Annotated in this window: 32 protein-coding genes and 1 pseudogene; 15 read left to right on the top strand and 18 right to left on the bottom strand. The window is 66.4% G+C overall.

The features are described 5' to 3' along the window. The first annotated feature begins 73 nt into the window (after window positions 1–73). From MU521_RS18915 to MU521_RS18930, 4 genes are read left to right on the top strand one after another with little or no spacing between them, the layout of a single operon-like run. The gene (locus MU521_RS18915; protein ID WP_092694778.1) at window positions 74–814 is read left to right on the top strand and encodes a beta-ketoacyl-ACP reductase; all 741 of its coding nucleotides are present in this window, start codon (window positions 74–76) and stop codon (window positions 812–814) included. A 1-nt stretch (window position 815) separates the two neighbouring features. After that, complete coding sequence (locus MU521_RS18920; protein WP_092694780.1) at window positions 816–2,399, top strand: acyl-CoA carboxylase subunit beta; 1,584 nt, start codon at window positions 816–818, stop codon at window positions 2,397–2,399. Continuing rightward, the gene (locus tag MU521_RS18925; protein WP_245681222.1) at window positions 2,396–2,710 is read left to right on the top strand and encodes a DUF8022 family protein; all 315 of its coding nucleotides are present in this window, start codon (window positions 2,396–2,398) and stop codon (window positions 2,708–2,710) included. Before MU521_RS18920 ends, MU521_RS18925 begins: the two co-directional genes overlap by 4 nt. Window positions 2,711–2,713: 3 nt before the next feature. Further along, window positions 2,714–2,890 (top strand): hypothetical protein, encoded by a 177-nt coding sequence (locus tag MU521_RS18930; RefSeq protein ID WP_175452927.1) that lies wholly within the window; start codon window positions 2,714–2,716, stop codon window positions 2,888–2,890. A gap of 30 nt (window positions 2,891–2,920) precedes the next feature. Here the strand turns inward: MU521_RS18930 and MU521_RS18935 are convergent, their stop codons facing one another. Genes MU521_RS18935 through MU521_RS18945 form a run of 3 tightly spaced genes read right to left on the bottom strand, consistent with a single transcriptional unit; the run spans window position 2,921 to window position 4,801 of the window. Then, window positions 2,921–3,496, bottom strand: coding sequence for a cysteine hydrolase family protein (locus tag MU521_RS18935; RefSeq protein ID WP_092694782.1), 576 nt, complete (start codon window positions 3,494–3,496; stop codon window positions 2,921–2,923). Continuing rightward, on the bottom strand, window positions 3,483–4,292 hold the full coding sequence (locus MU521_RS18940; RefSeq protein WP_092694784.1) for a YqcI/YcgG family protein: 810 nt from the start codon (window positions 4,290–4,292) through the stop codon (window positions 3,483–3,485). Before MU521_RS18940 ends, MU521_RS18935 begins: the two co-directional genes overlap by 14 nt. Window positions 4,293–4,336: 44 nt before the next feature. Continuing rightward, entirely contained in the window at window positions 4,337–4,801 is a 465-nt protein-coding gene (locus tag MU521_RS18945) for an MOSC domain-containing protein (RefSeq protein ID WP_092694786.1), read from the bottom strand. Window positions 4,802–4,921: 120 nt separating this feature from the next. Here MU521_RS18945 and MU521_RS18950 point away from each other — a divergent pair, with 120 nt between their 5' ends. Then, window positions 4,922–6,076: a thiolase family protein gene (locus MU521_RS18950; RefSeq protein ID WP_092694788.1), complete on the top strand. Its 1,155-nt coding sequence runs from the start codon at window positions 4,922–4,924 to the stop codon at window positions 6,074–6,076. Beyond that, on the top strand, window positions 6,076–6,447 hold the full coding sequence (locus MU521_RS18955; RefSeq protein ID WP_092694790.1) for a Zn-ribbon domain-containing OB-fold protein: 372 nt from the start codon (window positions 6,076–6,078) through the stop codon (window positions 6,445–6,447). Before MU521_RS18950 ends, MU521_RS18955 begins: the two co-directional genes overlap by 1 nt. On the opposite strand, the pseudogene MU521_RS21885 reads toward MU521_RS18955, so the two are convergent. From MU521_RS21885 to MU521_RS18965, 3 genes and pseudogenes are all read right to left on the bottom strand, one after another. Continuing rightward, window positions 6,389–6,870: pseudogene (locus tag MU521_RS21885) on the bottom strand (HTH domain-containing protein). The gene MU521_RS18955 and the pseudogene MU521_RS21885 overlap by 59 nt on opposite strands. A 90-nt stretch (window positions 6,871–6,960) precedes the next feature. Then, window positions 6,961–7,461, bottom strand: a complete 501-nt coding sequence (locus tag MU521_RS18960; protein ID WP_092694793.1) for an HTH domain-containing protein — start codon at window positions 7,459–7,461, stop codon at window positions 6,961–6,963. Window positions 7,462–7,578: 117 nt separating this feature from the next. Next, window positions 7,579–8,151, bottom strand: coding sequence for a DUF7547 family protein (locus MU521_RS18965; RefSeq protein ID WP_092694795.1), 573 nt, complete (start codon window positions 8,149–8,151; stop codon window positions 7,579–7,581). Between the two features lie 137 nt (window positions 8,152–8,288). On the opposite strand from MU521_RS18965, the gene MU521_RS18970 reads away from it, so the two are divergent. Together MU521_RS18970 and MU521_RS18975 are read left to right on the top strand one after the other, a co-directional pair. Beyond that, window positions 8,289–8,873, top strand: coding sequence for a DUF7504 family protein (locus tag MU521_RS18970; protein WP_092694797.1), 585 nt, complete (start codon window positions 8,289–8,291; stop codon window positions 8,871–8,873). Between the two features lie 40 nt (window positions 8,874–8,913). Then, on the top strand, window positions 8,914–9,084 hold the full coding sequence (locus MU521_RS18975; protein WP_175452928.1) for a DUF7331 family protein: 171 nt from the start codon (window positions 8,914–8,916) through the stop codon (window positions 9,082–9,084). A gap of 48 nt (window positions 9,085–9,132) precedes the next feature. On the opposite strand, the gene dpsA is transcribed toward MU521_RS18975, so the two are convergent. Then, window positions 9,133–9,678, bottom strand: a complete 546-nt coding sequence (gene dpsA / locus MU521_RS18980) for a DNA starvation/stationary phase protection protein DpsA (RefSeq protein WP_092694799.1) — start codon at window positions 9,676–9,678, stop codon at window positions 9,133–9,135. A 102-nt stretch (window positions 9,679–9,780) separates the two neighbouring features. Then, complete coding sequence (locus MU521_RS18985) at window positions 9,781–10,152, bottom strand: DUF8048 family protein (RefSeq protein WP_092694801.1); 372 nt, start codon at window positions 10,150–10,152, stop codon at window positions 9,781–9,783. 82 nt (window positions 10,153–10,234) lie between these two features. Here MU521_RS18985 and MU521_RS18990 point away from each other — a divergent pair, with 82 nt between their 5' ends. The 3 genes from MU521_RS18990 to MU521_RS19000 all read left to right on the top strand — a co-directional run bounded on the left by MU521_RS18990 (window position 10,235) and on the right by MU521_RS19000 (window position 14,079). Continuing rightward, window positions 10,235–10,828 carry a protein sorting system archaetidylserine decarboxylase gene (locus MU521_RS18990; RefSeq protein ID WP_092694803.1) on the top strand — a complete coding sequence of 198 codons (594 nt, stop codon included), beginning with the start codon at window positions 10,235–10,237 and terminating at the stop codon, window positions 10,826–10,828. Between the two features lie 81 nt (window positions 10,829–10,909). Continuing rightward, window positions 10,910–13,015 (top strand): acetate--CoA ligase family protein, encoded by a 2,106-nt coding sequence (locus tag MU521_RS18995; protein WP_092694879.1) that lies wholly within the window; start codon window positions 10,910–10,912, stop codon window positions 13,013–13,015. Beyond that, window positions 13,012–14,079 carry a phosphotransacetylase family protein gene (locus MU521_RS19000; protein ID WP_092694805.1) on the top strand — a complete coding sequence of 356 codons (1,068 nt, stop codon included), beginning with the start codon at window positions 13,012–13,014 and terminating at the stop codon, window positions 14,077–14,079. The genes MU521_RS18995 and MU521_RS19000 overlap by 4 nt, the downstream gene beginning before the upstream one ends. 161 nt (window positions 14,080–14,240) lie before the next feature. Here the strand turns inward: MU521_RS19000 and bioD are convergent, their stop codons facing one another. From bioD to MU521_RS19040, 8 genes are all read right to left on the bottom strand, one after another. Further along, the gene (gene bioD / locus MU521_RS19005) at window positions 14,241–14,927 is read right to left on the bottom strand and encodes a dethiobiotin synthase (RefSeq protein ID WP_092694807.1); all 687 of its coding nucleotides are present in this window, start codon (window positions 14,925–14,927) and stop codon (window positions 14,241–14,243) included. Beyond that, window positions 14,924–16,177 (bottom strand): aminotransferase class I/II-fold pyridoxal phosphate-dependent enzyme, encoded by a 1,254-nt coding sequence (locus MU521_RS19010; protein WP_092694809.1) that lies wholly within the window; start codon window positions 16,175–16,177, stop codon window positions 14,924–14,926. The genes bioD and MU521_RS19010 overlap by 4 nt, the downstream gene beginning before the upstream one ends. Next, on the bottom strand, window positions 16,177–17,295 hold the full coding sequence (gene bioU / locus MU521_RS19015) for a (S)-8-amino-7-oxononanoate synthase BioU (RefSeq protein WP_092694811.1): 1,119 nt from the start codon (window positions 17,293–17,295) through the stop codon (window positions 16,177–16,179). The genes MU521_RS19010 and bioU overlap by 1 nt, the downstream gene beginning before the upstream one ends. A gap of 11 nt (window positions 17,296–17,306) precedes the next feature. Further along, window positions 17,307–18,434 carry a biotin synthase BioB gene (bioB, locus tag MU521_RS19020; protein ID WP_092694813.1) on the bottom strand — a complete coding sequence of 376 codons (1,128 nt, stop codon included), beginning with the start codon at window positions 18,432–18,434 and terminating at the stop codon, window positions 17,307–17,309. Window positions 18,435–18,542: 108 nt separating this feature from the next. Continuing rightward, window positions 18,543–19,274: a sensor domain-containing protein gene (locus MU521_RS19025; RefSeq protein WP_092694815.1), complete on the bottom strand. Its 732-nt coding sequence runs from the start codon at window positions 19,272–19,274 to the stop codon at window positions 18,543–18,545. Window positions 19,275–19,359: 85 nt separating this feature from the next. Further along, window positions 19,360–19,629 carry a DUF7521 family protein gene (locus tag MU521_RS19030; RefSeq protein ID WP_092694817.1) on the bottom strand — a complete coding sequence of 90 codons (270 nt, stop codon included), beginning with the start codon at window positions 19,627–19,629 and terminating at the stop codon, window positions 19,360–19,362. Continuing rightward, entirely contained in the window at window positions 19,626–19,955 is a 330-nt protein-coding gene (locus MU521_RS19035) for a hypothetical protein (RefSeq protein WP_217630189.1), read from the bottom strand. Before MU521_RS19035 ends, MU521_RS19030 begins: the two co-directional genes overlap by 4 nt. Further along, window positions 19,952–20,248, bottom strand: a complete 297-nt coding sequence (locus MU521_RS19040; RefSeq protein ID WP_092694819.1) for a winged helix-turn-helix domain-containing protein — start codon at window positions 20,246–20,248, stop codon at window positions 19,952–19,954. Before MU521_RS19040 ends, MU521_RS19035 begins: the two co-directional genes overlap by 4 nt. Window positions 20,249–20,408: 160 nt before the next feature. Between MU521_RS19040 and MU521_RS19045 the strand changes: the two genes are divergently transcribed. From MU521_RS19045 to MU521_RS19060, 4 genes are all read left to right on the top strand, one after another. Next, a complete protein-coding gene (locus MU521_RS19045) occupies window positions 20,409–21,167 on the top strand; it encodes a sensor domain-containing protein (RefSeq protein WP_092694821.1) in 759 nt (252 codons plus the stop codon). A 61-nt stretch (window positions 21,168–21,228) separates the two neighbouring features. After that, complete coding sequence (locus MU521_RS19050; RefSeq protein WP_139171175.1) at window positions 21,229–21,522, top strand: hypothetical protein; 294 nt, start codon at window positions 21,229–21,231, stop codon at window positions 21,520–21,522. Beyond that, window positions 21,519–21,953, top strand: a complete 435-nt coding sequence (locus MU521_RS19055) for a hypothetical protein (RefSeq protein ID WP_092694826.1) — start codon at window positions 21,519–21,521, stop codon at window positions 21,951–21,953. Before MU521_RS19050 ends, MU521_RS19055 begins: the two co-directional genes overlap by 4 nt. Before the next feature lie 79 nt (window positions 21,954–22,032). After that, the gene (locus tag MU521_RS19060; RefSeq protein WP_092694828.1) at window positions 22,033–22,569 is read left to right on the top strand and encodes a DUF7504 family protein; all 537 of its coding nucleotides are present in this window, start codon (window positions 22,033–22,035) and stop codon (window positions 22,567–22,569) included. On the opposite strand, the gene trxA is transcribed toward MU521_RS19060, so the two are convergent. Next, window positions 22,566–22,970 (bottom strand): thioredoxin, encoded by a 405-nt coding sequence (trxA, locus tag MU521_RS19065; protein WP_092694830.1) that lies wholly within the window; start codon window positions 22,968–22,970, stop codon window positions 22,566–22,568. The genes MU521_RS19060 and trxA overlap by 4 nt on opposite strands. A gap of 127 nt (window positions 22,971–23,097) precedes the next feature. After that, the gene (locus tag MU521_RS19070; protein WP_092694832.1) at window positions 23,098–23,391 is read right to left on the bottom strand and encodes a HalOD1 output domain-containing protein; all 294 of its coding nucleotides are present in this window, start codon (window positions 23,389–23,391) and stop codon (window positions 23,098–23,100) included. Window positions 23,392–23,458 lie beyond the last annotated feature (67 nt).

Below are 23,458 nucleotides of genomic sequence, written 5' to 3' on the forward strand. Positions count from 1 at the left end.
AGGGGTGTGGCCATACACAGTTGGGAAGTCGACGGAGAGGGTCGGACGCTGGTCACACCACGACTATCTAACCATGCTCGAAAATCAGACCTGTGTGGTAACCGGTGCATCACGAGGTATCGGCCGCGGCATCGCCGAGGAGTTGGGCCGTCACGGGGCGAACGTCGTCGTCAACTACCGGACCTCGGAGGCGGCGGCCCACGAGGTCGCCGACCAGGTAGAATCGGAGGGTGGAAACGCCGTCCCGTTGCAGGCCGACGTGGCCGATCAGGACGAGGTCGACGCCATGGCCGAGCGGGTCGGAGAGTTGTACGGATCCGCCGACGTGCTGGTCAGCAACGCGGGCATCACCATCGACAAGAAGTTCGAGAACATGACCAAGGAGGACTGGGAGACGGTGATGGACGTGAACCTCGGGGGCGTGTTCAACGCGACAAACGCTTTCTTCGAGGACATCAAGGCCGCCGACGAGGGGCGACTCGTCAACATCTCCTCGGTCGTGGGCCAGCAGGGCAACTACGGCCAGGCCAACTACGCCGCCACGAAGTCCGGCCTCTTCGGGTTCACCCGAACGCTGGCGCTGGAGCTCGCCTCGACCGGCTCGACGGCCAACTGCGTCGCCCCCGGGTTCGTCGAGACCGATATGCTCGAGGACGTGCCAGAGCGCGTCCAGCAGAAGATCATCGACCGGATCCCGCTGAACCGGTTCGCCGAGGTCGAGGACATCGCCGGGATCGTCCGATTCCTCGCGAGCCGAGACTCCAGTTACATGACCGGACAAGTGCTGGCCGTCAACGGTGGTATGGAGTGGTAACATGAGCCAGCAAGAGGAAGAAGCGTCCGACCAGGCGGACGAACAGTCACCGGTCGAGGAACTCCGCGAACGGCGCCGCGAGGCGGAACTCGGCGGCGGCGAGGCGCGCATCGAACGCCAGCACGAGAAGGGGAAGATGACCGCCCGCGAGCGGGTCGACTACCTGCTCGACGACGGGACCTTCCGCGAGGTCGACCCCTTCGTCGAACACCGCGCCCAGTCGTTCGGGATGGACGAGAAGACGTTCCCCGGCGATGCAGTGGTGACGGGCTACGGTGAAGTCAACGGCCGGAAACTGTTCGTCTTCGCCCACGACTTCACCGTCCTCGGTGGCTCGGTCGGCGAAGTCGTCGCCGACAAGATCTGCAAGGTGATGGACAAGGCAATCGAGAGCGGTGTCCCGGTCGTCGGTCTCAACGACTCCGGCGGCGCGCGGATCCAGGAGGGTGTGGACTCGCTCGTCGGGTTCGCGAAGATCTTCAACCGCAACACCGAAGCATCGGGCCTGATCCCGCAGATCTCGGCGATCATGGGGCCCTGTGCCGGCGGTGCGACCTACTCGCCCGCGCTGACCGACTTCACGTTCATGGTGGAAGACACCAGCCACATGTTCATCACGGGGCCGGACGTGATCGAGACGGTCACGGGCGAGCAGGTCTCGAAGGAGGAACTCGGCGGCGCGAAGACCCACGCCACCAAGTCCGGCGTTGCCCACTTCGCGGAGCGCTCCGAGGAGGAAGCGCTGGACGACATCCGCAAACTGCTCTCCTACCTCCCGCAGAACAACATGGCGGACCCGCCGCGGGTCCAGCCGTGGGACGATCCGACCCGGACCTGCGACGAACTCGTCGACATCGTGCCAGAGGAACCGCGCAAACCCTACGACATGAACAATGTCATCGGCCGGATCGTCGACGAAGATTCCTTCTTCGAGGTCCACGACGGGTTCGCACGCAACGTCGTCACCGGCTTCGGTCGCCTCGACGGTCGTGTCGTCGGCGTCGTCGCCAACCAGCCCCGGGTCTCGGCCGGGACGCTCGACATCGACGCCTCCGAGAAGGCCGCCCGGTTCGTCCGCTTCTGTGACTCGTTCAACGTCCCCATCGTAACCCTGGTGGACGTGCCCGGGTTCATGCCGGGGACCGACCAGGAACACAACGGCATCATCCGCCGTGGCGCGAAGCTGATCTACGCCTACGCCGAGGCGACCGTCCCGCTCATGTCGGTCGTCGTCAGGAAGGCCTACGGCGGGGCCTACATCGTGATGTCCTCGAAGTTCCTCGGATCGGACGTGAACTACGCCTGGCCCGGCGCGGAGATGGCCGTGCTGGGGCCACGCGGCGCGGTCAACATCCTCTACCGGAAAGAGATCGCCAACGCCGACGACCCCGACGCCAAACGCCAGGAGCTGATGGACGACTTCCGTGAGGAGTTCGCCCATCCCTACGGGCCGGCCAAACGCGGCTACCTCGACGACGTGATCGAGCCCCAGAACACGCGCAAGCGCCTGATCGACGATCTGGAACTGCTCGAACGCAAACGCGAGGACACGCCGCCCAAAGACCACGGCAACATCCCGCTATGAGCCCGGCCGGACTCGACACGGACCGCGAGGACGCTCTCCTCGAAGTCGATCTGGACGCCCTGCTCGCCAGCCTGGAGTTCGAGAGGACCGTGCCGACCCAGCGGGAAGCGGCGGCCGTCGCGGCGGCCATCGCCACTCACCGGACGGATCGGGCGGTCGCGGCCGCCGAAGCCGCCACCGAGAGCGACCCGGAGACGATTCCCGAGTGGACACTCGACGGTCGCCTGCGTTCCAACGGCGTCACGCACCGGCGACGCCCCCGGAACGTCGAACGCGGCGGCGAGTGGCGGGCGGCGTCCCGGTCGCTGTAAATCGTGGGACTCGCTCCGGAGTCAGCCACGTACGCGGGAACGATGGTCGGTGTGTCCGTCGCGGTCGACGTGGGTATCGACCTGCTTCTGTTCGATCAGTTTCGCTGGACGAACGTACTGTCCGTAGCCGCGTGCGGCATCGCTATCGTTCTCGTAAACCGCTGGATGCACGACGCGTGAGACCGATACCGATGCGTCAGTGGGCCTCGTTCATCCCGACAGCACCGCGTCCGCCGTCACGACCGTCGCGAACTCATCGTCGAGATGGGCCAGCGCGGACCGGTGGACCTGCTCGGCGGGCATCGACTCGTCGTCGAACTCGCGGTCGAAGGTGGCCGTCGCGTCCGCCACCAGCAAGCCCTCGTATCCGCGGTTCTCGGCCATCCGCGTCGTGGTCGAGACACAGTGATCGGTCGTCAGGCCCGCGATGACGAGTTGCTCAGCACTGCGCTCGTCGAGCCAGTCGTCGAGGTCGGTGCCCACGAAGGCACCGTTGACTCGCTTGGTGACGACGTGCTCCCCGTCAACCGGTTGGAGGCCTTCTTTGAACCGGAAGCCAGGTTCACCACTTCTGAGCGGCGAGTCGGGTTCCGCCGAGTCGTGGCGGACGTGGATCACTGGTCTGTCGGTCTCCCGCCACGCGGCGAGCAGAGCGGCCGCCCGCCGTTCGGCGTCGGGGTTGTTGCGCTCACCCCAGCCGGGATCGTCGAAGCCCTGCTGGAAGTCCACGAGGACCAGCACCGCGTCGTCGGCGACGGTCGCCGACCGCTGGTCAATCGGCGGCATAGCCGTCGGGGAGCGTGTTCGGGGCTTTCGGGTGGTCGCGGGTCACGTTGATCGGGCACTCGTCGGGGGCCTGCTCCGGGTCCGAGGAGAGCATGTACTGGGGCCACTCGCGGTCGCCCTCGACGCCGTAGTCGCCGATATCGGCGTGGGGACAGACGCCGTCGTAGTCCTCGATGCGGTCCTGGATGACCTCGCGGGCGCGCTGACCGGCGTCGGTGTCGTGGGTGATCCCCTCGAACAGCGACCGGGGCTGGAAAGTGATCTCCAGACCGATGGGGCAGTAGCGACTCTTTCGCTGGTCGTAGAAGGGCGCACGGCAGGTCGGGAATATCGGCTCGCCGCCGAACGAGAACTCCCAGTAGGGGTCGTCGGGATCGGTCGGCACGTCCTCGGGCCAGGGTTCGGGGTCGTGGACGTGCAGGAACTGCAGGAGGTGCCAGAGCCGTTCGTGGTACTCCCGCTCGGAGAGGGGGCCCTCGGGCGGCTTGAAGAAAGTGATCAGCGACGCCTGCTCGGAGTGGTCCCGATAGGTGTCGAGGTACTCGAGCAGCGTGTCCCGAAAGCCCAGGAGCGCGTCCTTGCCGGTCATCGACGAACAGAGAGTATACAGCGGATCGCCGTTCTGGACCGACTCGACGCCGAAAAAACAGGGGAACGGCGAGCCGTTGCGTTCACCGAGCAGGCCGTCCCGGAAACTCTCCCAGTGGTCGACCGCCCAGTCCGGAAGGTCGCCCGCGGCGGCGCGCTCCGCGAGTGTCTCCTGATCCAGCAGGACCTCGACTCCCGGTTCGTTCATACTCTGTGTTGGTACCGCGGAACTTTGAAACTTGAGTTTCGGCGTCACTCCGTCGTCGGCCCGATCGGATCACCCTCGGCGACGGTCCCGGTCTCGACGATGCGGGCCCGGAGGCCGCCGCGGTGGACCAGCGCTTCCTCTACGTCAGGCAATTCGGTGTGCTGTTCGAGGTAGGAACAGGGTTCACACAGTTCCACGCCCTCGCAGACGGCGTCGCCGACGCGGAAACGAGTGTCGACGAGGTGGTTCAGCGCGACGCCCCGCGTCGTGACGTTCCGGCGGTGGATGCCCGGTTCGAGGTCGATGTCGTAGTCGCGTTCGGCGGCGTCGAGGGCTTCGGCCTCGATGAGCGTGATGGCGCGGTCTTCGCCGCCACCGAAGGTGCCCTCGCCCTCGAAGTAGCGGTCGCCTTCCAGTCCCTCGCCAGCGACGGCTCGGACGGTTTCGACCCGTTCGGGCGGCGCGCCGGGTGTCGGTGCGACGTGGATGCGCTCGACAGTGCCGGTCATAGCCGTCAGTTGTGAATCGGCTTACAAGAGGGTATCGAGACGCCGCGCTCCGCTGGAGGGCCGTCGAAAACCGCGCTTTCAGCCAGATTTACAATACCGCCCGTTGCAGTTGGAGGTGATATGGACAGGGAGGTTGCCATCATCGGCGGGTCGATGACGAAGTTCGGCCAGCGAGACGCCTGGATACGCGAGTTGCTCGCACAGGCCGGCGAGGCGTGTCTGACCGACGCCGGCGTCGAACCGGACGCCGTCGACCACGTCTACGTGTCGAACATGGCAAGCGGGGAGTTCGAGGGACAGACTGGGATCATGAACGCGGTGGCCCACGACCTCGGGCTACTGCCGGCCTACAGCCAGCGCATCGACCAGACCAGTTCCAGTGGCGGGGCGGGCATGTACGCCGCCTGGCAGTCGATCAAGTCCGGGGCCAGCGACATGACGCTGCTCGTGGGCGGCGAGAAGATGACCCACAAGGGGACCGGCGGCGCGACCGACATCATCGCGTCGATCACCCACCCCGCGGAGTACAAACACGGCGTGACGCTCCCCTCCTTCGCGGGGATGACGGCACGCCACTATCTCGAAAAGTTCGACGCGCCCAGAGACAGTCTCGCGAAGGTCGCGGTCAAGAACCACGAGAACGGGACCCGCAACCCCAAGGCCCAGTTCCAGAAGACGATTACGGAGGAGAAGGCCCTGGAGAGTCCGACCATCGCCGATCCGCTCCGCCTCTACGACTTCTGCCCGATCACCGACGGCAGTTCGGCGCTCATGTTCTGCCCCGTCGAGGTGGCCGAACAGTACACGGACGACTACGCGGTCGTCTCGGGTGTCGGCGGCGCGACCGATACCCACGTCGTCCACGAACGCGACGATCCGACGACGATGGGCGGTGTCGTCGACTCGGGCGAGGAGGCCTACGAGATGGCCGGGATCGGCCCCGACGACATCGACGTGGCCGAACTCCACGACATGTTCACCATCCTCGAGTTCCTCCAGATGGAGGGCCTGGACTTCGCGGACCAGGGCGAAGCCTGGAAACACGCCGAGGAGGGCCGGACGGCCATCGACGGCGACCGGCCGATCAACACCTCCGGTGGGCTCAAATCGAAGGGTCATCCGCTGGGGGCCAGCGGTGTCGCACAGGGCTACGAGATCTACGAACAACTGGTCGGTGAGGCCGGCGAGCGGCAGGTCGACGCCGAGACGGGGCTGGCCTGCAACGTCGGCGGCTTCGGGAACTGCGTCATCACCACGATCATGGAGGGACGATAATGTCGATGGACGCCATCCGCTGTCCGAACGGTCACGTGAAGTACCCCACGCACCCGCGCTGTCCGGAGTGTGGCGAGGAACCGGTCGAAACCATCGACCTGAGCGACCGGACGGGCGAGGTCGTCACCTGGACGGAGAGCACCGCGACGCCGCCGGGCGTCCGCGAGCCGAACGTCCTGGCGTTCGTCGAATTCGAGGTCGACGGCGCGCCGGTGCGCGCACTCGGCCAGGTCGCGGACAACGCCGACGTGGAGACCGGTGACGAGGTGGAACCGGTGTACGCCGAGGAACTGCGCGAGCCGGGTGTCGGGCTCAAGCCTGCCGACGCGGATCAGGAGTGGGACGGGTTCCAGTTCCGTCCGCTCGACTGAGCCCGTCGGCTTCGAGCATCGAGAGTCCGTCGAGAACCGTTCTGATGCCGTCTTCACCGGTGTGGGAGTAGATCGCCACGAGAGGCTCGTCGTCGCAGAGCGCGGGACAGACGACCGGGCGAGTCGTCGTGGTATATTCGTTCCCGGTGAAGCCGTTGTGGCAGTCGTGCCGGTCGAACGCCGGCGCGAGGTACGTCCCGTGTGTGTCGGCCAGGCATCGAACTCCCGGCAGACGGCGAATTCGCGTCGGGGTCGCACGTCGCCGTCGGTGACACGACGGGGCCAGCGGCGGACCTGCAGGTACCGGATGACACCGGCGGCCGCCAGTGCCTGTCGACGACCGAAGATCCGGGACTGTTCGGTCCTGGCGGCTATCGGCACACCCTCGCGGAGGTACAGCGCCGCTCGCGTGACCCGTGTCATGGATGCACCGGAGACACAGCCCGTGTGCTTAGCTGTTTGGGAAACGGTCACACAGTGGTGAGTGGGACGACCGGCGGAGAATGGCAGTGGTCAGTCGGACACTTCGGCGAGGTCGAGCTGTTCGGTCGCGTCGGATTCGAGCGGTTCGGTGACGCGACCCGGGGCGGCTTCGATGGCGTGGAGACAGTCCAGGACGGAGCGGGAGCCGTCGTTGGTCGAGTGGGGGTAGACGGCATCGAGGTCACCGTCGCGGTAGACGGCGAGACAGAGCGCGGGCAGGACCAGCCACTCGCCGCGTTCACCGGTCTCCATCGAGTAACACGACCGGGTGTCGAAGAAGGGGTCGAGCACGACCCCGGTCTCCTCGGCCCAGTCCCGAAAGCGCTCGTACTCGGTGAGTTCGTCGTGGTCGCCCGACAGTGGCACTTTCTTCTCCCAGGTGTGAATCGCCACGTCGTCGACGTGCCCGTCCTCGACGAGTTGTTTGAGCCGGCCCGCCACCTCGTCCCGTCGCCGCGACGCGACCTCGGGCAGCGAGGACCGAGCGAACAGTTCGACCCGTGTCCCGGCGGTGCTCCCGTTACCGCTCATTCGTACTATCGAGTGGAGGTATGAAATAAATAAAACCTGCTATGTTAGGCTTCGTTGACACTGTTACGCACGGGAGGGGACCGGTGTCGGTGGTCGCGGGGATCGGGTGGGGTGGCACTACGTCGAACTGGAGCCGTCGTCGCCGTCACCGTCGTCGAGGTCGTCTTTGATCGACTGGAGTTCGGCGTCCACGTCGACCGGAACCGTTGCGCTCGCCTCCGGGTCGGGGTCTGGTTCGTCGGCGTCCGCCTCGGCGGCGAGCCGGTCGTCGATCTCGTCGCGGAGCGACCGCGCCTCCTCGAGGACGCGTTCCGCTTCGTCGTCGGTCGGCCGTCCCTCGATTGCGTCCTGTACGTCCGCCAGCACGTCGTCGAGTTTCTGGACGGTGGTCTGACTGAGCTGGACTGCCCGGTCGCGGACGGGCGTGTCCTGTCCGTCGGTCACGCTCCGATCCGGGTCGGCGAGTCGGATCGCTCGCTGGAGCAGTCGGAGCGCCCGGACGTTCGCCTCCAGAATCAGTATGGCACCCGGGATCGCCACTTCGTCGGTGAACCGGAGCAGTTCCCGCGGCGAGGGCGGACGGAGCCGTCGTCGCCGGCCCGGTTCGAGTTCACGCTGGAGGTCCCGAAGCGACCGTGCGAGGTCCGCCGCCAGTCGCGCGAGGTCCTTTTCGCTGGCCGAATCGCTCATACCTGGCCTACGGCGCGTCGGGTCTTAAGCCCGGGTCCTCACCGACGGTCGACTCGCCACCACGACTGACAGACCGACGGGTTTCGAGCGTCGAAACCCGTGCAAATCTTATACCGCTAGACGCGTAAATAAGCTCGATGAGCGCGAAATCCGCGGCGGCGAAGGTCCCCGGTGTGCTGTCGGGCCTCAAACGCCGTGGGGGTGGAATCCTCGTCGTAGGTGTGCCCGACGAACAGCGCCGGCTCTGTGGCCGACTGCTCGGATCGCCGAAACGGGAACGGGTCGTCGTCGGAACGGAGGACTCCTGTCTGACGGCGGACTCCAACCACGAGGCGACGGTTGTGCAGGGCCGCCCGGCACAGACGACGGCCTGCCGTGCCGGTGCAGTCCTGCAGTCGTCGTCGCTGGCGGACCGGGTGACCGAGGCCATCGACGCTCACAGTCAGGGGCTGGCCCCAGCCGAGTTACGGGTCTGTCTGGGGCCGGTCGCGCCGGACACGCTCCAGGCCAAGTCGGTCTTTCTCGACGCCGTCCTCGAAAAACTCGGCCGCGTGAACGCGCTCGGTCACGTCCACGTCTCCGAACCCTACGAGAGCGACCTCGTCCGACGACTCGAACCGCTAGTCGACGCCATCGTGGAGGTCGACGCCGATCCCCACCCCCGCCAGCGCTGGCACTTCCCCGACCACGGGGTCACCACGGCCTGGATCGATTTAGGCTAACCAAAACCCTTTTAGATTTAGGCCCACCTAACACCTGGTAATGAGCCACGCGCCGGATACCGTCGACGACGCCGAGCCGACGGCCGAACCGGAAGACGACGCACCAGTGATCAAGAGCCACAGAGCGACCGACGAGCGCACCGTGTTCACCGAAGACGGCAACACGGACGGGTGGATCGCGACGGATCTGACCGTCGAGTGTCGAGAATAAAGAAACGGGGTTTCGCGACGCGGTGCGATTCTTTCTCGCCCGAGCGCTCTACTCGGCGCTCGTCTCGAACACGAGCGTGTCGTCTTCGAGGTAGTGGTCGAGGTGGTGGGCGTCGTCCTCGGTCTCGACGAGAATCTGGCGGAGGATCTCCGCGGTGGCGTGGTCGCCCAGTTCCGTCGCGAGTTCGACGTGTTCCCGGAGGCTCTCGATGACCTCGCCGTACATCTCCAGATCGTTCTTCAGCGAGGTGCGGATCGGGTACACGTCACCGTCCTCGGGGGAAACACCGGCTCGCTCCGAGAGGTTCGGCATGCTCGAGACGGGCGCACCGCCGATGGCCTGGAGGCGCTCGGCGATTTCGTCGGCCGCAGCTTCCACGTTCTCGGCGGCCTCACCGAGGAAGATGTGGATATCGCGGAACTCCGCTCCCTCGACGTTCCAGTGGTGTTTGCGGAGCTGATGGTACAGCACGTACGCGTCGGCGAGGTCGTCGTTGAGCGCCTCGACGATCTGGTCTGCTTTCTCCTGGTCGAGCCGTAGCGCGTTCTCCTCTACCTCACCGAACTCTTTCCGGACGGTTTTCTCAGTGCTCATCTCGTTTAGATGATGGTCCCGCGGTATGATAAAGTTTGGGTTCGTAAAACTATCTTTCGTATCCCAAAACCAGATTTTGGGTAGCCAAAACCTCGGGGTGGTTCAGGGGCGGCTCAAAACCATCGCTCGCTCGTCCTCGCCGATGCCGGCTCCCGTTTCGCGTCGGCACTGCTCCTCGTGTGCGTCCAGAACGGCGTGGAGGTCGGTTTCGGCGATGTCGAGCGCGTCGGCGAACTCGTCCCAGACGTGCGCGCGCAGGCGCAGATAATAGGTGTCGTCGGTCCGCTGGAGAACCGGTTGTTCGTGGAACTGCGAGCGCCACTCGTAGACGATGTCCTCAACGCCCGGATTGTCACGGACCTGTTGCTGGTGGCTGGTCAGCATGTCTCGGAGCGTCGCCTCGTCTAGGTCGTGCCGGCCGGCGACGGTCGCGAGCAGGTCGTCGTCGAACGGAACGAGCAAGTCCTCGGTCATCGTCCCAACGAGGAGTGGCGGGCATAAAAACACCGTCGCCACCGTCCGATAGGTTCATTCCCTCGGGACCGAACCGGGAGGTATGTGCGCTCGTTTCGCCCGCGGGTCCTGGCGGTACGCGGCACCCCCGGCGCTCCTCGGGCTCTTTCTGTTGCCGTTCTCGCTGGCCGGCGCGGCCGTCGCCTTCCTCTCCAGCGGTGCGGCCCTGGGGTTCCACCGCGACCCGGACCGCCGGCTGCCCGCCGATGGCCTCCTCGCACCTGCCGACGGGACGGTCTCGGTCGTCCGTGAGGAGGACGGCCGCCTCCGGGTGGGCGTGTTCATGAACCTGACCGACGTACACGTCAACCGGGCACCGCTGTCCGGGACCGTCGAAGCCGTGACTCACTCGCCGGGGAAACACTGGCCTGCGTTCACGAAGGAGTCCGACCGCAACGAGAAGGTCCACGTCGAGTTCGAGGAGTACACCGTGGTCTTGATCGCCGGCGCGGTCGCGCGACGTATCCACCCCTACGTGGAACCGGGCGAGACCGTCGAGCGCGGCCAGCGGATCGGGCACATCTCCTTCTCCAGCCGCGTCGATGTCGTCATGCCCGACGGTGTCGAGCGCGAGGACCTCCGTGTCGAGAAAGGCGAGACTGTCACGGCCGGCGAGACGCGGCTGGTCGACCGCTGACCGCCCGCCGTCCCGGCATCGCTAGGGTCACGCTGGCCGGTTTCCCGAACTATATCCGTCACGGTGGTCAACCTCGACACGATGGGCGAGCTAGCTACGATGTTCGCGCCCGACCGGGTGGCGGTCGTGGGTGCGACCGAAAGCGAGGGGTCAGTCGGCCGCGCCATCACGTCGAACCTCGCCGCCGATTTCGACGGCGAGGTAGTCCCCGTCAACCCCAACGCCGAGGCCGTCCTCGGGCGACAGTGCTACGAGGACATCGGCTCGGTACCGGGGGCGGTCGACGTGGCAGTGGTCGTGGTGCCGGCATCCATCGCCGTGGACGTGGTCGAAAGCTGTGGCGAGGTCGGCATCGAGAACGTGGTCGTCATCACGGCCGGGTTCAGCGAGGCCGGCAGTGACGGGGCGAGCCGCGAGCGCCGCCTCCGGGCGGTTGCCGACGAGTACGACCTCAACGTCGTCGGGCCCAACAGTCTCGGAATCATGAGTACCGGCGTCGACATGAACGCGACGTTCGGCCCCGAAAACGCCCAGCCGGGCCCGATCTCCTTCATGAGCCAGTCCGGTGCGTTCGTCACCGCGGTGCTGGACTGGGCAAACGACCGCGACGTGGGTTTCAAAGACATCGTCTCGCTGGGCAACAAGGCGGTGCTGGACGAACGCCACTTCGTCGCGGAGTGGGGCGACGACCCCGAGACGGACGTAATCTTGGCCTACCTCGAAGGGATCGAGAACGGCGGGCAGTTCATCCGGACCGCCCGCGAGGTCACGCAGGACACGCCGATCCTGATGGTCAAGTCCGGCCGCACGGAGGCCGGCGCATCCGCCGCGGCTTCCCACACCGGGACGATGGCCGGCAGCGAGCGCGCCTACGAGGCGGGACTCGAACAGGCCGGCGTCCTCCGGGTGGAGACGGTCCAGGAACTGTTCGACTACGCCGGCATCCTCTCAGGCCAACCGCTGCCCGAGAGCGACGGGGTCGCCATCGTCACCAACGCCGGCGGCCCGGGCGTCATGACGACCGACGCAATCGGCGACTCCGACCTCGATCTGGCCTCGTTCTCGAACGACACCATCGACGACCTGACCGAGGCCCTTCCGGAAGGAGCCAACGTCTACAACCCCATCGACGTGATCGGGGACGCAGACGTGGAGCGATTCAGGGAAGCGATTCGTATCACGCTGGCGGACCCGAACGTCGGCGCGGCCATCGTGCTGGCCTGTCCGACTGCCACGCTGAGCTTCGATGCCCTGGCCGAGGCGACCGTCGAGTTGCAGGCCGAGTACGGGACGCCTGTGGCGGCGTCGCTGATGGGCGGCGACTCGACGCGGGAGGCCCAGGCGACCCTCTCCGAAGCCGGGGTCCCGACGTACTTCGATCCGGCCCGGGCGGTCCGGAGTCTCGACGCGCTCAGAGAGTTCCGCGAGATTCAGGCCCGCGAGTACGCCGAACCAACCGAATTCGACGTGGATCGCGAGCGCGCCCGCGAGGTCCTCGAATCCGCGAAGCGCCGCGACACCAACAGCCTCGGCGTCGAGGCGATGGACCTGCTGTCGGCGTACGGCATCCCCATCCCCGAGGGCGAGATCGTCGATGGGGAGACGGAGGCCCGCGAGGCCGCCGAACGGATCGACCACGGCGACGGCGTCGTAATGAAGATCGTCAGTCCGGACATCCTCCACAAGTCCGACATCGGCGGCGTCGAGGTCGGCGTCCCGGCCGAGGAGGTGGCCGACACCTACGAGGATCTGGTCACCCGGGCGCGCAACTACCAGTCCGACGCGACGATCCTGGGCGTCCAGATCCAGGAGATGCTCGATCTGGACGCCGCGACCGAGACCATCGTGGGCATGAACCGCGATCCGCAGTTCGGTCCGCTGGTCCTGTTCGGACTGGGCGGCATCTTCGTCGAAGTGCTGGAGGACACCACGGTGAAGGTCGCGCCGGTCAGCGAACCCGAGGCCCGAGCGATGATCGACGAGATCGAGTCCGCGCCGCTGTTGCGGGGGGCGCGGGGTCGCGAGCCGGTCGACGAAGCTGGTGTCGTCGAGACCATCCAGCGCCTCTCACAGCTGGTGACGGACTTCCCCGCGATACTGGAACTGGACATCAACCCGCTCGTCGCGACGCCGTCCGGCGTCTCGGCGGTCGACGTGCGACTCACTATCGACCAGGAGCAACTATGAACCCGCTACTCGTCAGTTCGACCGAGGCAAGTACAGGCAAGACGGCCGTCGCGCTCGCGCTGGCCCGCCACGCCGCCGACGAGGGCGAGTCGGTCGGCTACATGAAACCGAAGGGCACCCGCCTGCAAAGCGCCGTCGGGAAGACCCTCGACCAGGATCCGATGCTGGCCCGCGAGATCCTCGGCCTGGACGAGCAGATGCACGAGATGGAGCCGATCGTCTACTCGCCGACGTTCGTCCAGGAGGCCGTCCGCGGCCGCGAGGACCTCGACGCGCTCCACGAGAGCGTCACGGACAATTACGAGCGGATCGCCCGGAACAAAGACGCCGTCGTCGTCGAGGGTGCCGGCGAGTACCGGACCGGCGGCATCATCGACCTGACCGACCCGGATCTGGCGGACCTGCTCGACGCCCGGGTCCTGCTGATCGCGAACTACGACGAGCCCTCGGACCTGGACGACGTGCTGGCGGCGGCCGACGCCTTCGGCGAGCGACTGGGTGGCGTCCTGTTCAACGGCGTCTCCGACGACGAGTTCGACGAACTCACCGAAGACGTGATCCCGTTTCTGGCGGAACGCGACGTGACCGTCTACGGCGCGATCCCACAGGTGCAGGAACTGTCCGGCGTCACCGTCGGCGAACTCGCCGACGAGTTGGGCGCAGACGTGTTGACCAGCGACGCGCCGACAGACGCCTACGTCGAACGGTTCCTCGTCGGGGCGATGGGGCGTGACGCCGCGCTCTCGGGCTTCCGACGGGCGCGCGAGGCCGCGGTCATCACCGGCGGCGACCGCTCGGACATCCAGACGGCCGCGCTCGGCGCTCCCGGGATCAGGTGCCTTCTCCTCACCGGCGGCCACCGCCCCAGCGGTGCCGTCGTCGGCCGCGCCGAGGAGGCGGGCAAACCCATCCTGCTCGTGCAGGGCGACACCCGGACGACCATCGACCGCGCTGAATCGGTCATCCGGAGCGGCCGCACCCGCGACCCCGAGACCGTCGAACGGATGGGCGAGTTGCTGGCTGATGCCGTCGATCTGGGCGCACTGCCGTCGATCGGCGACTGAGGCGTAGTTTACCCGTTTCTGTCACCGAAATATAAAGACTATAAGTTTATACAGATTCGCGCCCAACCTCTGTGTGGAGCCAGTTGGCTCCGTAGTGTCACACGCCGGGGGCACACGCCCCCTGGTTTCCCTGGACTATCGACCGACGAGCGGCTGCACTGTCACTCCGTCGGGAAGACCGAACGCGACAGCGCGTCGCTGACGCCTGCCACCGCATCGCCGGGCTCGTCGAGCGAGAGGGGCGGCACCGTCTCGACGGACACACCGGTCATCCCGGCTATTACGTCCGGATTGGTGCGTTCCGCCGTGGTCTCGCCCGCGTACTCGTTGCAAACGATGCCTGCGACCGTGACGCCCCGCGCTCGCAGGGTCTCGACGGTCAGGGCCGTGTGGTTGATCGTCCCGAGTCCCGAGCGTGCCACGACGAGGGCCGGCACGTCGAGGTCGGCGACGAGGTCGACCACTTCCCGCCCGTTCGCGAGCGGAACACGCAGGCCGCCGATCCCTTCGACCACGCCGACCTCGGCCTCGGCTATCGCGTCACGACAGCCCGACAGGATGGACTCGTAGGAGAGGGCCGCGTCGACCTGCTCGGCCGCGACGGCGGGCGCGAGTGCGGGTTCGAGCCGCCGGAGGCAGGTGGCTGCCGCGTCGTCGCCACAGGCATCGGCGACGAATCCGGCGTCGTCGTCGGGCGGATAGCCGGTCTGGCAGGGCTTGACCGCGCGAGCGTCGACCCCGGATTCCCGGAGCCAGCCGACCAGGCCCGCGGTGACGACGGTCTTGCCGACGCCGGTGTCGGTACCGACGACGGCGAAGTCGGTGGGGTCCTGGATTTCGTCGCTCATACCAGCTCCAGTTCCCGCCCAGCCTCGCGGAACGCCGCGAGACAACGGTCGATCTCGCTCTCCGTGTGGGTCGCCATCGGTGCGACGCGAATGCGACTCGTTCCCTCCGGCACGGTTGGTGGTCGGATGCCGGGGGCGACGATGTCGTGGTCACGGAGTCGGTCGTCCAGCGCCATCGCGTCGTCGCGGTCGCCGACCACGACCGGCAGGATCTGTGTCTCCCCCCAGACTTCGTAGCCGGCGTCTTCCAGTCCGTCCCGAAGTCGGGCGACGTTCTCCCACAGTCGCTCGCGGTGGGCGTCGTCCTCACGAGCGATCCGCAACGCTTCCCGCGCCGCACCCGCCGCTGGCGGTGCGAGGCCGGTCGAGAAGACGAACGACCGCGCGGCGTTGAGCAGGTGTTCGATCAGGGCCTCACTGCCGGCGACGTAGCCGCCCTGACTCCCGAGGGCTTTCGAGAGCGTCCCCATCTGGACGTGGACGCGATCCGAGAGGCCCTCGCGCTGGACGATGCCGCCGCCCCCCTCGTAGAGACCCGTGGCGTGGGCCTCGTCGACCATCAGCCACGCGCCGAAGTCCTCGACCACGTCACAGATGGATTCAAAGGGTGCCACGTCGCCGTCCATGCTGAACACCGAGTCGGTGAGGACGAGCCAGGACTCGTCGGCGGTCCCCTCGGCCGCCCGCTCGTCCATCTTCGCCCGCAGGGCCGACGGATCGCAGTGGTCGTACACCACTGTCTCCGCACCGGCCTGCCGACACCCGTCGACGATGCTCGCGTGATTGAGTTCGTCGGAGAACACCACGTCGGGGGAAAGCGCCGCGATCACACCGACGTTGGTGGCGTACCCCGACGAGAACACCAGGGCGCGCTCGGCGTCCTTGGTGTCGGCCAGGTCCCGTTCCAGTGCGCGGTGGGCCGGGGTGTCACCGGTCACGAGCCGACTCGCACCCGCACCGGTACCGACCTCGCGGGCGGTCTGGGCCGCGGCCCGCTGGACGCGCTCGTCGCCGGCCAGCCCGAGGTAGTCGTTCGCGGCGAAGATTACCTGCTCGGGGCCGTCGAAGACCGGTTCGTCCGCCCCCGGATCGTCGGCGATGGGGCTTCGTGCCGCCACCTCCGCGACGGGTGTGAGGTCCCGACGGAGGCCACGCCGGTCGCGTTCGGCGAGCCGGCCGGCGGGATCGAAGCCGCGGTCGGCAGTGCCGCGCCGCTCCGTCCGTTCGTCCAGTGAGGGGTCGCTGGCCATCAGAATCCGGGCATCAGGTCGGCGGGGCCGAACACGCCGTACTCGCCGGCCCGGTTGCGGCGAACGCCGGCCTTCAGGTAGCCCAGCGCCGGGCCGTTGACGTTGGCCGCCATGCTCGTCGCGTCGTCCAACTCGAAGGTGTTCGTCCCGGTCTCGCCGTCGAAGGTCGTTCCCGTGACCCGGACCGTCGTCGTCGTCGGTTTCTCGTCGCTGGTTACGTCGAGGATTCCGCCGACGGTCACGTCCTCTGCATCGCAGATGCCGGCCCGCTCTAGAAGCACGTCGTCGGCGTGTTCCATGTCCTCGAACTCGATGACGCCGTCGTACTCGTCGATGACGGCCTCGATCTCCGCGTCGCTCATCTCCCGGGCGTCGTCGATGTCGTACTCGGGCAGGTGTGCGATGTCCTCACGAACGGTGCCGCGGTTGTCCTCGTAGCCGGATTTCAGCCCGACGCCCCACCAGATCTCGACCTCGTGGACCTCGACGAACGACTGGGCGGCGATGGCCGCCGCGCCGGTGAGGAACCCGGGCGTCGCGCCCGCGCCGCAGACGAACGTGATTCCCTGCTGTTCGAACTCGTCGGTCCGGTCGTCGAGCATGTCGATCACCCGCGAGCGCTTCAGCACGTCCACGAGGACACCCTCGTAGCCCGCGTCGGCGAAGCGATCAGCGACCCGTGGAATGAAATCGTGCTCGAAGTTCGGGAGCGCGATCAGGACGGCGTCGATATCGTCGCTGGCCTCGACGATCTCCGCGATGGGTTCCTCGGTCGGGTCGGCCTGGACCGAGGCCGCGACGCCGGCGTTCTCGCCGGTCTGCTTGACGCCGTCGGAGTCCGCACCTGAGCCACTCGCCGCTGTGGTGCCACCGTCACTGGCAATGTTGCCCTCCGTCGCCGCGAGCAGTTCGTCCACGTCCAATCCACCGTCGGACACGCTTCGCGTGCCCGACGAGCCACTGGAATCTCGTCGCGATTCCAGGACGTCGTGATCGACGGCGACGCCGTTGCGATCACACGCCGCGACGGGCGTGAGGTGGTCCATGTCTTTCGAGACTTCCAGTGTCCGTCGGCCGATGCCACCGCATCCCAGTACCGCGAAGTTTACGTTATCCATAGGTATCGAAATCAATCGTCCAGTTCCGCGTTGCTCGTGGCTGTGCCCGCCGCTGTCTCCACGTCGTCGGCGTCCGCCGGGTCCTCGCCGGCGCGGGCCTTGACCGCCTCCTTGTCGAACTCGTTTGCGTCCATGTTCGGCTCCATCCCGGCTTCCTCCATCACCTCGATGTCGTCGCCGGGCGACTGCCCGCCGGTCGTGAGGTAGTCGCCGGTCAGGATGCCGTCGGCACCCGCCTCGAAGGGCAGGTGCTGTTCGTCCTGGTCGAGGTTGACCTCGCGCCCGCCGGTCAGCCGCACCCTGGCCTCGGGGTGGAGCAGGCGGTAGACCGCGATGGTCTCGATGATCTCCTCGGTGCTGATGGCCGCCGAATCGCCCAGTTTCTCCCCGAGTGCCGTCCCCTCGACGGGATTGAGGATGTTGACGGGCAGGGAGGACACGCCGATGTCCTGGAGCGCGATGGCCGCGTCGACCCGATCCGTCGGGGACTCGCCCATCCCGAGGATGACGCCGGCACAGAGGTCCATACCCACGTCCTTGGCGAGTTCGAGCGTTTTCACCCGGTCCTCGAAGGAGTGGGTGTCGACGATCTCCGGGAAGAAGTTCGGCGAGGTCTCGATGTTGTGATTGTAATGGTTGATGCCCTCGTCAGCGAGGATTTCGGCTTCCTCGCGCGTGAGGATACCGAGGCTGGCGTCAGCCTCGACGTCGGTCTCGTCGCGGACCAGCCGGATCGCACGGAGGACTTCTTCCCACTCCTCGGGGCGCTTCTCCTTGGAGACGCCTTTCTCCGCGACGACGATGCCGAACCGCTGGGCACCGTCGCGTTCGGCGCGTTTGGCCGCCTCCAGAATCTCTTCGGGGTCGAGGAACCCGTACGTCTCGATGCCGGTGTCGAAGTGGACCGACTGCGCACAGAACCCACAGTCCTCGGCGCAGTTGCCCGCCTTCGCGTTCACGATGGAACAGGCGTCGACCGTGTCGTCGCCCAGCTGTGAGCGCACGTAGTCGGCCCCGGCCGCGAGTTCCTCGACCGGCTGTGCCAGCAGCGCGAGCCCGTCACGGCGGTCGAGTCGCTCGCCCGCCAGCACCCGCTCGACGGCGTCGTCTATCGTCCGGTTTCCGGTATCGTAAACCACGACTGCATAGGCAGTTGACGAGAATATAAAACTAGGGGTGACGTGACCGACGGGTGACGGCCCGGCGACTGCGTGGGCTCCGGGCTCAACCGGCGAGCCGGCCCGCCGCTACACCGCTGATCCGTCAGAGTCGTCAACGTCCAGCAACGCGGCCGTGGAGAGACCACCGAACGTGGCGAGGCCGTTGACGAGGTGGAGAGTGAGAAGCGTCGCGAAGGCACCGACGACGGCCAGTCCCGCGGCTTCCGGGAGGGTATCGACCACCAAGAGCGGTTCACCACCAGTGACGACGCCCATCGTGAGTCCATCGGTCGTCGAGGTGACATGCAGGGGTCCGTCGGTGAGGACTGCGACCGGGGCAGCCAGCAGGACGAGCGAGGCCGACGCCGCGACGGAGAGGACGGTGAACGCCATCAGTCCAAACACGAACTTCACGCCGACGAGGACCAGTGCCGTCCAGGTCGTCGGTGCGGTCACGACAGTGCGTGACCAGGCCAGAAGGGACTCCAGATTCGTCCCGCCGCTATCGCCAGTCCGCCGGAGGAGTTCGGGGGCGGGAACGTCCATCCCCAGCAGGTGACGCGCCAGCGACGCCTCGAACCCGGCGATCAGCGTCACGCCGTACAGCGTCACCAGCAGGATCGGAACACCGACGAGCGTGACCAACAGTCCGACACCGGTGGCGACGCCGACGGTCACGGCGACAAAGTACGCGATGCCGAGCGGGAAGGCCAGCAGGAGGTACGCGAGGCTTCGGTAGGTCTGTCCCCGGAAGGGGACGCCGAAAAAGCCCCGGAGGCTGTCCGTGAGGGATCGGTCAGGTGCGGCAATCCGTATCATCGCTACGTGGAGCCGTCGGGTCGGCAGATCCATATACTCCGAGCCAGCGTCGCCGAGTCCGGGACACGGCCCGAAGATATAAGTATCAGTTGCGGAACGTCCGGTGGATAGCCACCAACCCGAACGTGTGAGCAAGCAGTATCGCGACGAGCGCCTGCGCGTCGGAAAGTGCCGGTAACGGGCCGAGCAGTCCCATCACGAGAAACGGGACGACGGTGATCGCCACGACGCCCACGGCCAGTGCCAGCATGACACTGCTGGCGTTCTGTCGGTAGCCCCTGAACGCGAGGGCGGCGACGAACACGCCGACGACCGCGGTGACCGCCGTGGCGAGGTCCGCGAGCGTCCCGATCATGGGTCGAACACCACGTAACGGACAGTCAGAAGCCCGCAAAGTTCGATGACGGCCACCGTGAGTCGCCGGCCGTCCGCGGTCGTAACCGCGACGTTCCCCAGCACCAGTCTGACGAACATCGGCGCCGCCGCCAACAGGAACAGGCCGACAGCCAGCAACAGCATAGGCCGCCGGCCAGTCCGCCGGTACCCCCGGACGAAGTAGTACGTCACGACGACGGACAGCACAAGCGCCACGCCGAACAGCAGGACGGCGAAGAGTGCAAACGCGGTCGACCCACCGGTGGCGCTGATCCCGCCGGCCGAGAGAGGTCGCGTCCCGATCATGATTCCCCCGTGAACTCCTCGTACAGTCCGGTGAAACGACTCGCCGCGTCCTCCTCGGTGTGGTCGATGCTCACTTCGAGACCGTCGGGGTCGAGTTGCTGGCGCGTCTCCAGCAGGTCGTGTGTCTGGAGTCGTTCGATCCGGCGATAGACGGTCGAGCGCGAGGCGTCGCAAAGTTCGGCGAGACGGCAGGCCGAGCGCGGCTCGGTGTAGGTTTCGACGAGGATCTCCGTCGCGTACTCGTCGTCGAGGACCGCCAGCACGTCCTCGCCCTCGCCGTCGCTCTGGCTCATCTTCGTCCGGCGTTCTCGGGGATTCCGCAAAAACCCGACCGGCCGGGAAGACGGTACATGCCCGCCGGTTCGATGCCCGGGATCGAGACGGCCCAGCCACTGTCGCAGGCGCTGCAACAAGTGGCATTTACATCGCGCGTGCGACAGCAGAGGATGTCAGATGGCACCGAATATAATCGCACGGACGCCCACCCTCTCGGTTCCGTCGGTTCGGTCGGTTCTCGCCGCACCGTTGCGCCTCCAGTCTTACAAGAACGCCCTGTACCTCTGGCTCGCCTTGCTGCTCGGCCTCGTGTATCTCACTGTCTTGGTCACAGCGTTCGCGATCAGTACCGGCTTGCTCGTCCTGGTCGTAGGCGGTCCGCTCCTGCTGGGGTGTTTACTGGTGACGATCGTCCTCGGTCGGGTCGAACTCGCGCTCACGGGGAGGCTGCTCGACGTGCCGATTCCGGTCCCCTCCTACGACTATCTCTTCGAAGGATCGCCGGTCGACCGCGCGAGCAGCCTGGTGACCGACGTGACCGTCTGGACGACGCTACTTTACCTCGGCAGCAAGTTCTTCTACGGCACGGTCGCTTTCGTCCTCCTCAGCGTCACGTCGGCGATCAGCGCCACCTTACTCGCCACACCGCTGTACTACGACGAACCGGGGGTGACCGTCGGAGTACAGCTCACGGAGCCGATTCGACTGACTCCGTCGCTGTCTCTGCCCCGGGACGACCTGGCCGTCGGTGTGGAGACCGTGCTTCGTGTGACCTCGTGGCAGGTCGAGACACTGCCCGAGGCACTGCCCGTTTCGTTGGCGGGCCTCGTAGCCGCCGTGTTCGTCCTCAATCTCTCGAACGGCCTGGCCTGTGCCTGGGCCCGGTACAGTCGCTACATGCTCGGCGGTAGCGACCACGACGACGCGGCGGCGTGACCGGTGGAGCCTGACTGTCTCACCGTGAGAGTTAATTCTTCACCCCCTGAGTCCTCGACAGGTGAGTCGTCGCATGTACACGAGGATTCTTTCGTTGGCGACGGTGTTCGTGCTGGCGGGGACACTTCCGCTGGCAGTGATCGCCGTCCGGGGCTACTGGCAGGCCCCGTTCAGTCGGCTCCTGCGGCCGCTCCCGGCCATCGTCGGTGCGCTCGTCGCGTTGCACGTGCCGACGATACTCGCGGTCGATCCGCCGGTCGTGTACTCCACGGTCGTCTCGTCGCTGGCCGTCGCGGCGTCGTTCGCGATGGCTTTCGAGGCACTCATGCTCCTGACCGGGAGGCGAAAGCTATGATCGATCCGGCGAATGTGGTAGGGCCGCTGATCGGCGACCCGGCAGTGTGGGTCGGGCTCGGTGCTGTCCAGTTGTCGCGGTACGCCGACCTGTTCCAGTGGCTCCTGCACTTCATCCAGACGGTCCTCCTGCTGGTGACTAGCCTGTTCCTGGTGTACCCGGTGCTTCGGCATCCACAGAACGTGGCTCACAGCCGCGGCGTGGGGCTGCTGGCGCTGGGCTTCCTGCTCCTGAGCGCCCAGTGGGCGATGGAGTTCGTCCCCGTCCCGGATGTCGTCGCGCCGGTACTGGCCCTGGCCAGCGCCGTCGGTTTCGGTGCTGGCTGCTGGGCGTTCGCCAGTTCGTTCGTCGATACTGCCGAACGCGTTAAGTTAGTCGGCGACGAAAGTTACGACGGCAGCGGGGGATTCGGAGCGGACGACGGCGAGTAAATTCGCACGACGGACGGGGGATCACAGATGGAGCGAATACATGCTACTACAAACCGGTGGGACGGTGGGAGAATCGGCGATGACGAGTACGAGTAACGCCACGCAGGGGAGCGATCAGGGGGTCGTTCCGGGAACGCAACTGCTGGCGGCGCTGTCGTCGATGGAGTCGGCGCTGTCGGTGCCGCCCACGGGCGCGTTCGAAAATCTCCTGTTGATCTCGCCGAACTCGCCACAACAGGTCGAGGCGGAACTCAGGGACAGAGAGATCGACGTGTCGAACGTCGGTCTCATCCCGATCTCGGGTTCGACCCACACCTACGAGGGGCCACTGTGGACGACCGACGCGATCTCCCCGAACGACCTGACGGGACTCAGCATGGCCTTCACCCGGTCACTCCAACATCTCACCCGGGGACACGGATGGGTGCTGTTCGAGAACCTGAACGTCCTGCTGATGTACGCCGACGAACAGCAGGTCTATCGACTCGTCGATCACCTCATCGAGAAAACTCGCGAGCGGGAAGTCAACGGTGCCTACACAGTCGTCGAGGGAGCCATCGGCGAGCAGACGTTCGCCAAGCTTCAGAATCGCTTCGACACGGTGCGGGGCGTTTAGCTGTACTGTTCGATCAGATCGACGAGCGTGCCCTCGTCCTGGACACCGACCAGCTGTTCGACGGCCTCGCCGTCGGCGAACAGGACGAGCGTCGGCACGCCCTGGACGTTGAACTGCTGGGCCAGCGGCTGGTGTTCGTCCACGTCTACCTTCGCCACGGTCGCGTCCGTCTCGGCCGCGATGGCCTCGACGGTCGGTTCGAGCATCTGGCACGGACCGCACCAGTCCGCGTGGAAGTCCACGAGGACGACACCGTCGTCGGTGAGGTCGGCGAAGTGATCGCCGTCCTCGACGTGAACCGGTTCGTCCGGCGACGCACCATCCGATAGCTCCGACTCCAGTTGTTCTTTCTTTTGCTCGCGAATCGACTCGATATCGTCCGTATCGCTGGCGTCACTCATACTATTCCGTACGGTAGCGTGCCGTATAACGGCGTTGGCTGTGCGCGCTGTGGACACGGTCAGCTGTCGCTCTCGGTCGGTGACAGGAACGGACCCCGCCGGAATGGCCCCACGTCGGCCCGTTCGGTCAGTCGGCGGCCTCGACCGTTACGTCGCCGGTTGCATCGACCGTCACGTCGTGGTCCTCGACGGAGAACGTGATATCGTCCACGTCTTCGTCGTCGAACACGGCGGCCAGATCGTCGAGATCGACGTATGTGTCGAGATCGTCGAAATCGTCGACATCGCTGTCGACGGCGTCCGCGACCGCTTCCAACACGACCCGACTCGCCGGCTGGGGACTGACCCAGGCCTCCTCGTCGTCGGTGTCACCCTCCTCGTCCGGCCGGAGGATGTAGACCTCACCGTCGTTTGCACCCATATAACCCCATATATCCCATACCCTTATATAAACCTACCAGCAATTTCAGGCTCTGAATACGCTCAGG

It is taken from the genome of Halorientalis regularis (genome assembly GCF_023698535.1).
Taxonomy (GTDB): Archaea; Halobacteriota; Halobacteria; order Halobacteriales; family Haloarculaceae; genus Halorientalis; species Halorientalis regularis.

Excerpts from the sequence above, each read along its gene's own strand:
- MU521_RS18915 (WP_092694778.1), top strand. The coding sequence starts at position 74 with ATGCTCGAAAATCAGACCTGTGTGGTAACCGGTGCATCACGAGGTATC.
- MU521_RS18920 (WP_092694780.1), top strand. The coding sequence starts at position 816 with ATGAGCCAGCAAGAGGAAGAAGCGTCCGACCAGGCGGACGAACAGTCA.
- MU521_RS18925 (WP_245681222.1), top strand. The coding sequence starts at position 2,396 with ATGAGCCCGGCCGGACTCGACACGGACCGCGAGGACGCTCTCCTCGAA.
- MU521_RS18935 (WP_092694782.1), bottom strand. The coding sequence starts at position 3,496 with ATGCCGCCGATTGACCAGCGGTCGGCGACCGTCGCCGACGACGCGGTG.
- MU521_RS18940 (WP_092694784.1), bottom strand. The coding sequence starts at position 4,292 with ATGAACGAACCGGGAGTCGAGGTCCTGCTGGATCAGGAGACACTCGCG.
- MU521_RS18945 (WP_092694786.1), bottom strand. The coding sequence starts at position 4,801 with ATGACCGGCACTGTCGAGCGCATCCACGTCGCACCGACACCCGGCGCG.
- MU521_RS18950 (WP_092694788.1), top strand. The coding sequence starts at position 4,922 with ATGGACAGGGAGGTTGCCATCATCGGCGGGTCGATGACGAAGTTCGGC.
- MU521_RS18955 (WP_092694790.1), top strand. The coding sequence starts at position 6,076 with ATGTCGATGGACGCCATCCGCTGTCCGAACGGTCACGTGAAGTACCCC.
- MU521_RS18960 (WP_092694793.1), bottom strand. The coding sequence starts at position 7,461 with ATGAGCGGTAACGGGAGCACCGCCGGGACACGGGTCGAACTGTTCGCT.
- MU521_RS18965 (WP_092694795.1), bottom strand. The coding sequence starts at position 8,151 with ATGAGCGATTCGGCCAGCGAAAAGGACCTCGCGCGACTGGCGGCGGAC.
- MU521_RS18970 (WP_092694797.1), top strand. The coding sequence starts at position 8,289 with ATGAGCGCGAAATCCGCGGCGGCGAAGGTCCCCGGTGTGCTGTCGGGC.
- MU521_RS18975 (WP_175452928.1), top strand. The coding sequence starts at position 8,914 with ATGAGCCACGCGCCGGATACCGTCGACGACGCCGAGCCGACGGCCGAA.
- dpsA (WP_092694799.1), bottom strand. The coding sequence starts at position 9,678 with ATGAGCACTGAGAAAACCGTCCGGAAAGAGTTCGGTGAGGTAGAGGAG.
- MU521_RS18985 (WP_092694801.1), bottom strand. The coding sequence starts at position 10,152 with ATGACCGAGGACTTGCTCGTTCCGTTCGACGACGACCTGCTCGCGACC.
- MU521_RS18990 (WP_092694803.1), top strand. The coding sequence starts at position 10,235 with ATGTGCGCTCGTTTCGCCCGCGGGTCCTGGCGGTACGCGGCACCCCCG.
- MU521_RS18995 (WP_092694879.1), top strand. The coding sequence starts at position 10,910 with ATGGGCGAGCTAGCTACGATGTTCGCGCCCGACCGGGTGGCGGTCGTG.
- MU521_RS19000 (WP_092694805.1), top strand. The coding sequence starts at position 13,012 with ATGAACCCGCTACTCGTCAGTTCGACCGAGGCAAGTACAGGCAAGACG.
- bioD (WP_092694807.1), bottom strand. The coding sequence starts at position 14,927 with ATGAGCGACGAAATCCAGGACCCCACCGACTTCGCCGTCGTCGGTACC.
- MU521_RS19010 (WP_092694809.1), bottom strand. The coding sequence starts at position 16,177 with ATGGCCAGCGACCCCTCACTGGACGAACGGACGGAGCGGCGCGGCACT.
- bioU (WP_092694811.1), bottom strand. The coding sequence starts at position 17,295 with ATGGATAACGTAAACTTCGCGGTACTGGGATGCGGTGGCATCGGCCGA.
- MU521_RS19025 (WP_092694815.1), bottom strand. The coding sequence starts at position 19,274 with ATGATACGGATTGCCGCACCTGACCGATCCCTCACGGACAGCCTCCGG.
- MU521_RS19030 (WP_092694817.1), bottom strand. The coding sequence starts at position 19,629 with ATGATCGGGACGCTCGCGGACCTCGCCACGGCGGTCACCGCGGTCGTC.
- MU521_RS19035 (WP_217630189.1), bottom strand. The coding sequence starts at position 19,955 with ATGATCGGGACGCGACCTCTCTCGGCCGGCGGGATCAGCGCCACCGGT.
- MU521_RS19040 (WP_092694819.1), bottom strand. The coding sequence starts at position 20,248 with ATGAGCCAGAGCGACGGCGAGGGCGAGGACGTGCTGGCGGTCCTCGAC.
- MU521_RS19045 (WP_092694821.1), top strand. The coding sequence starts at position 20,409 with ATGGCACCGAATATAATCGCACGGACGCCCACCCTCTCGGTTCCGTCG.
- MU521_RS19055 (WP_092694826.1), top strand. The coding sequence starts at position 21,519 with ATGATCGATCCGGCGAATGTGGTAGGGCCGCTGATCGGCGACCCGGCA.
- MU521_RS19060 (WP_092694828.1), top strand. The coding sequence starts at position 22,033 with ATGACGAGTACGAGTAACGCCACGCAGGGGAGCGATCAGGGGGTCGTT.
- trxA (WP_092694830.1), bottom strand. The coding sequence starts at position 22,970 with ATGAGTGACGCCAGCGATACGGACGATATCGAGTCGATTCGCGAGCAA.
- MU521_RS19070 (WP_092694832.1), bottom strand. The coding sequence starts at position 23,391 with ATGGGTGCAAACGACGGTGAGGTCTACATCCTCCGGCCGGACGAGGAG.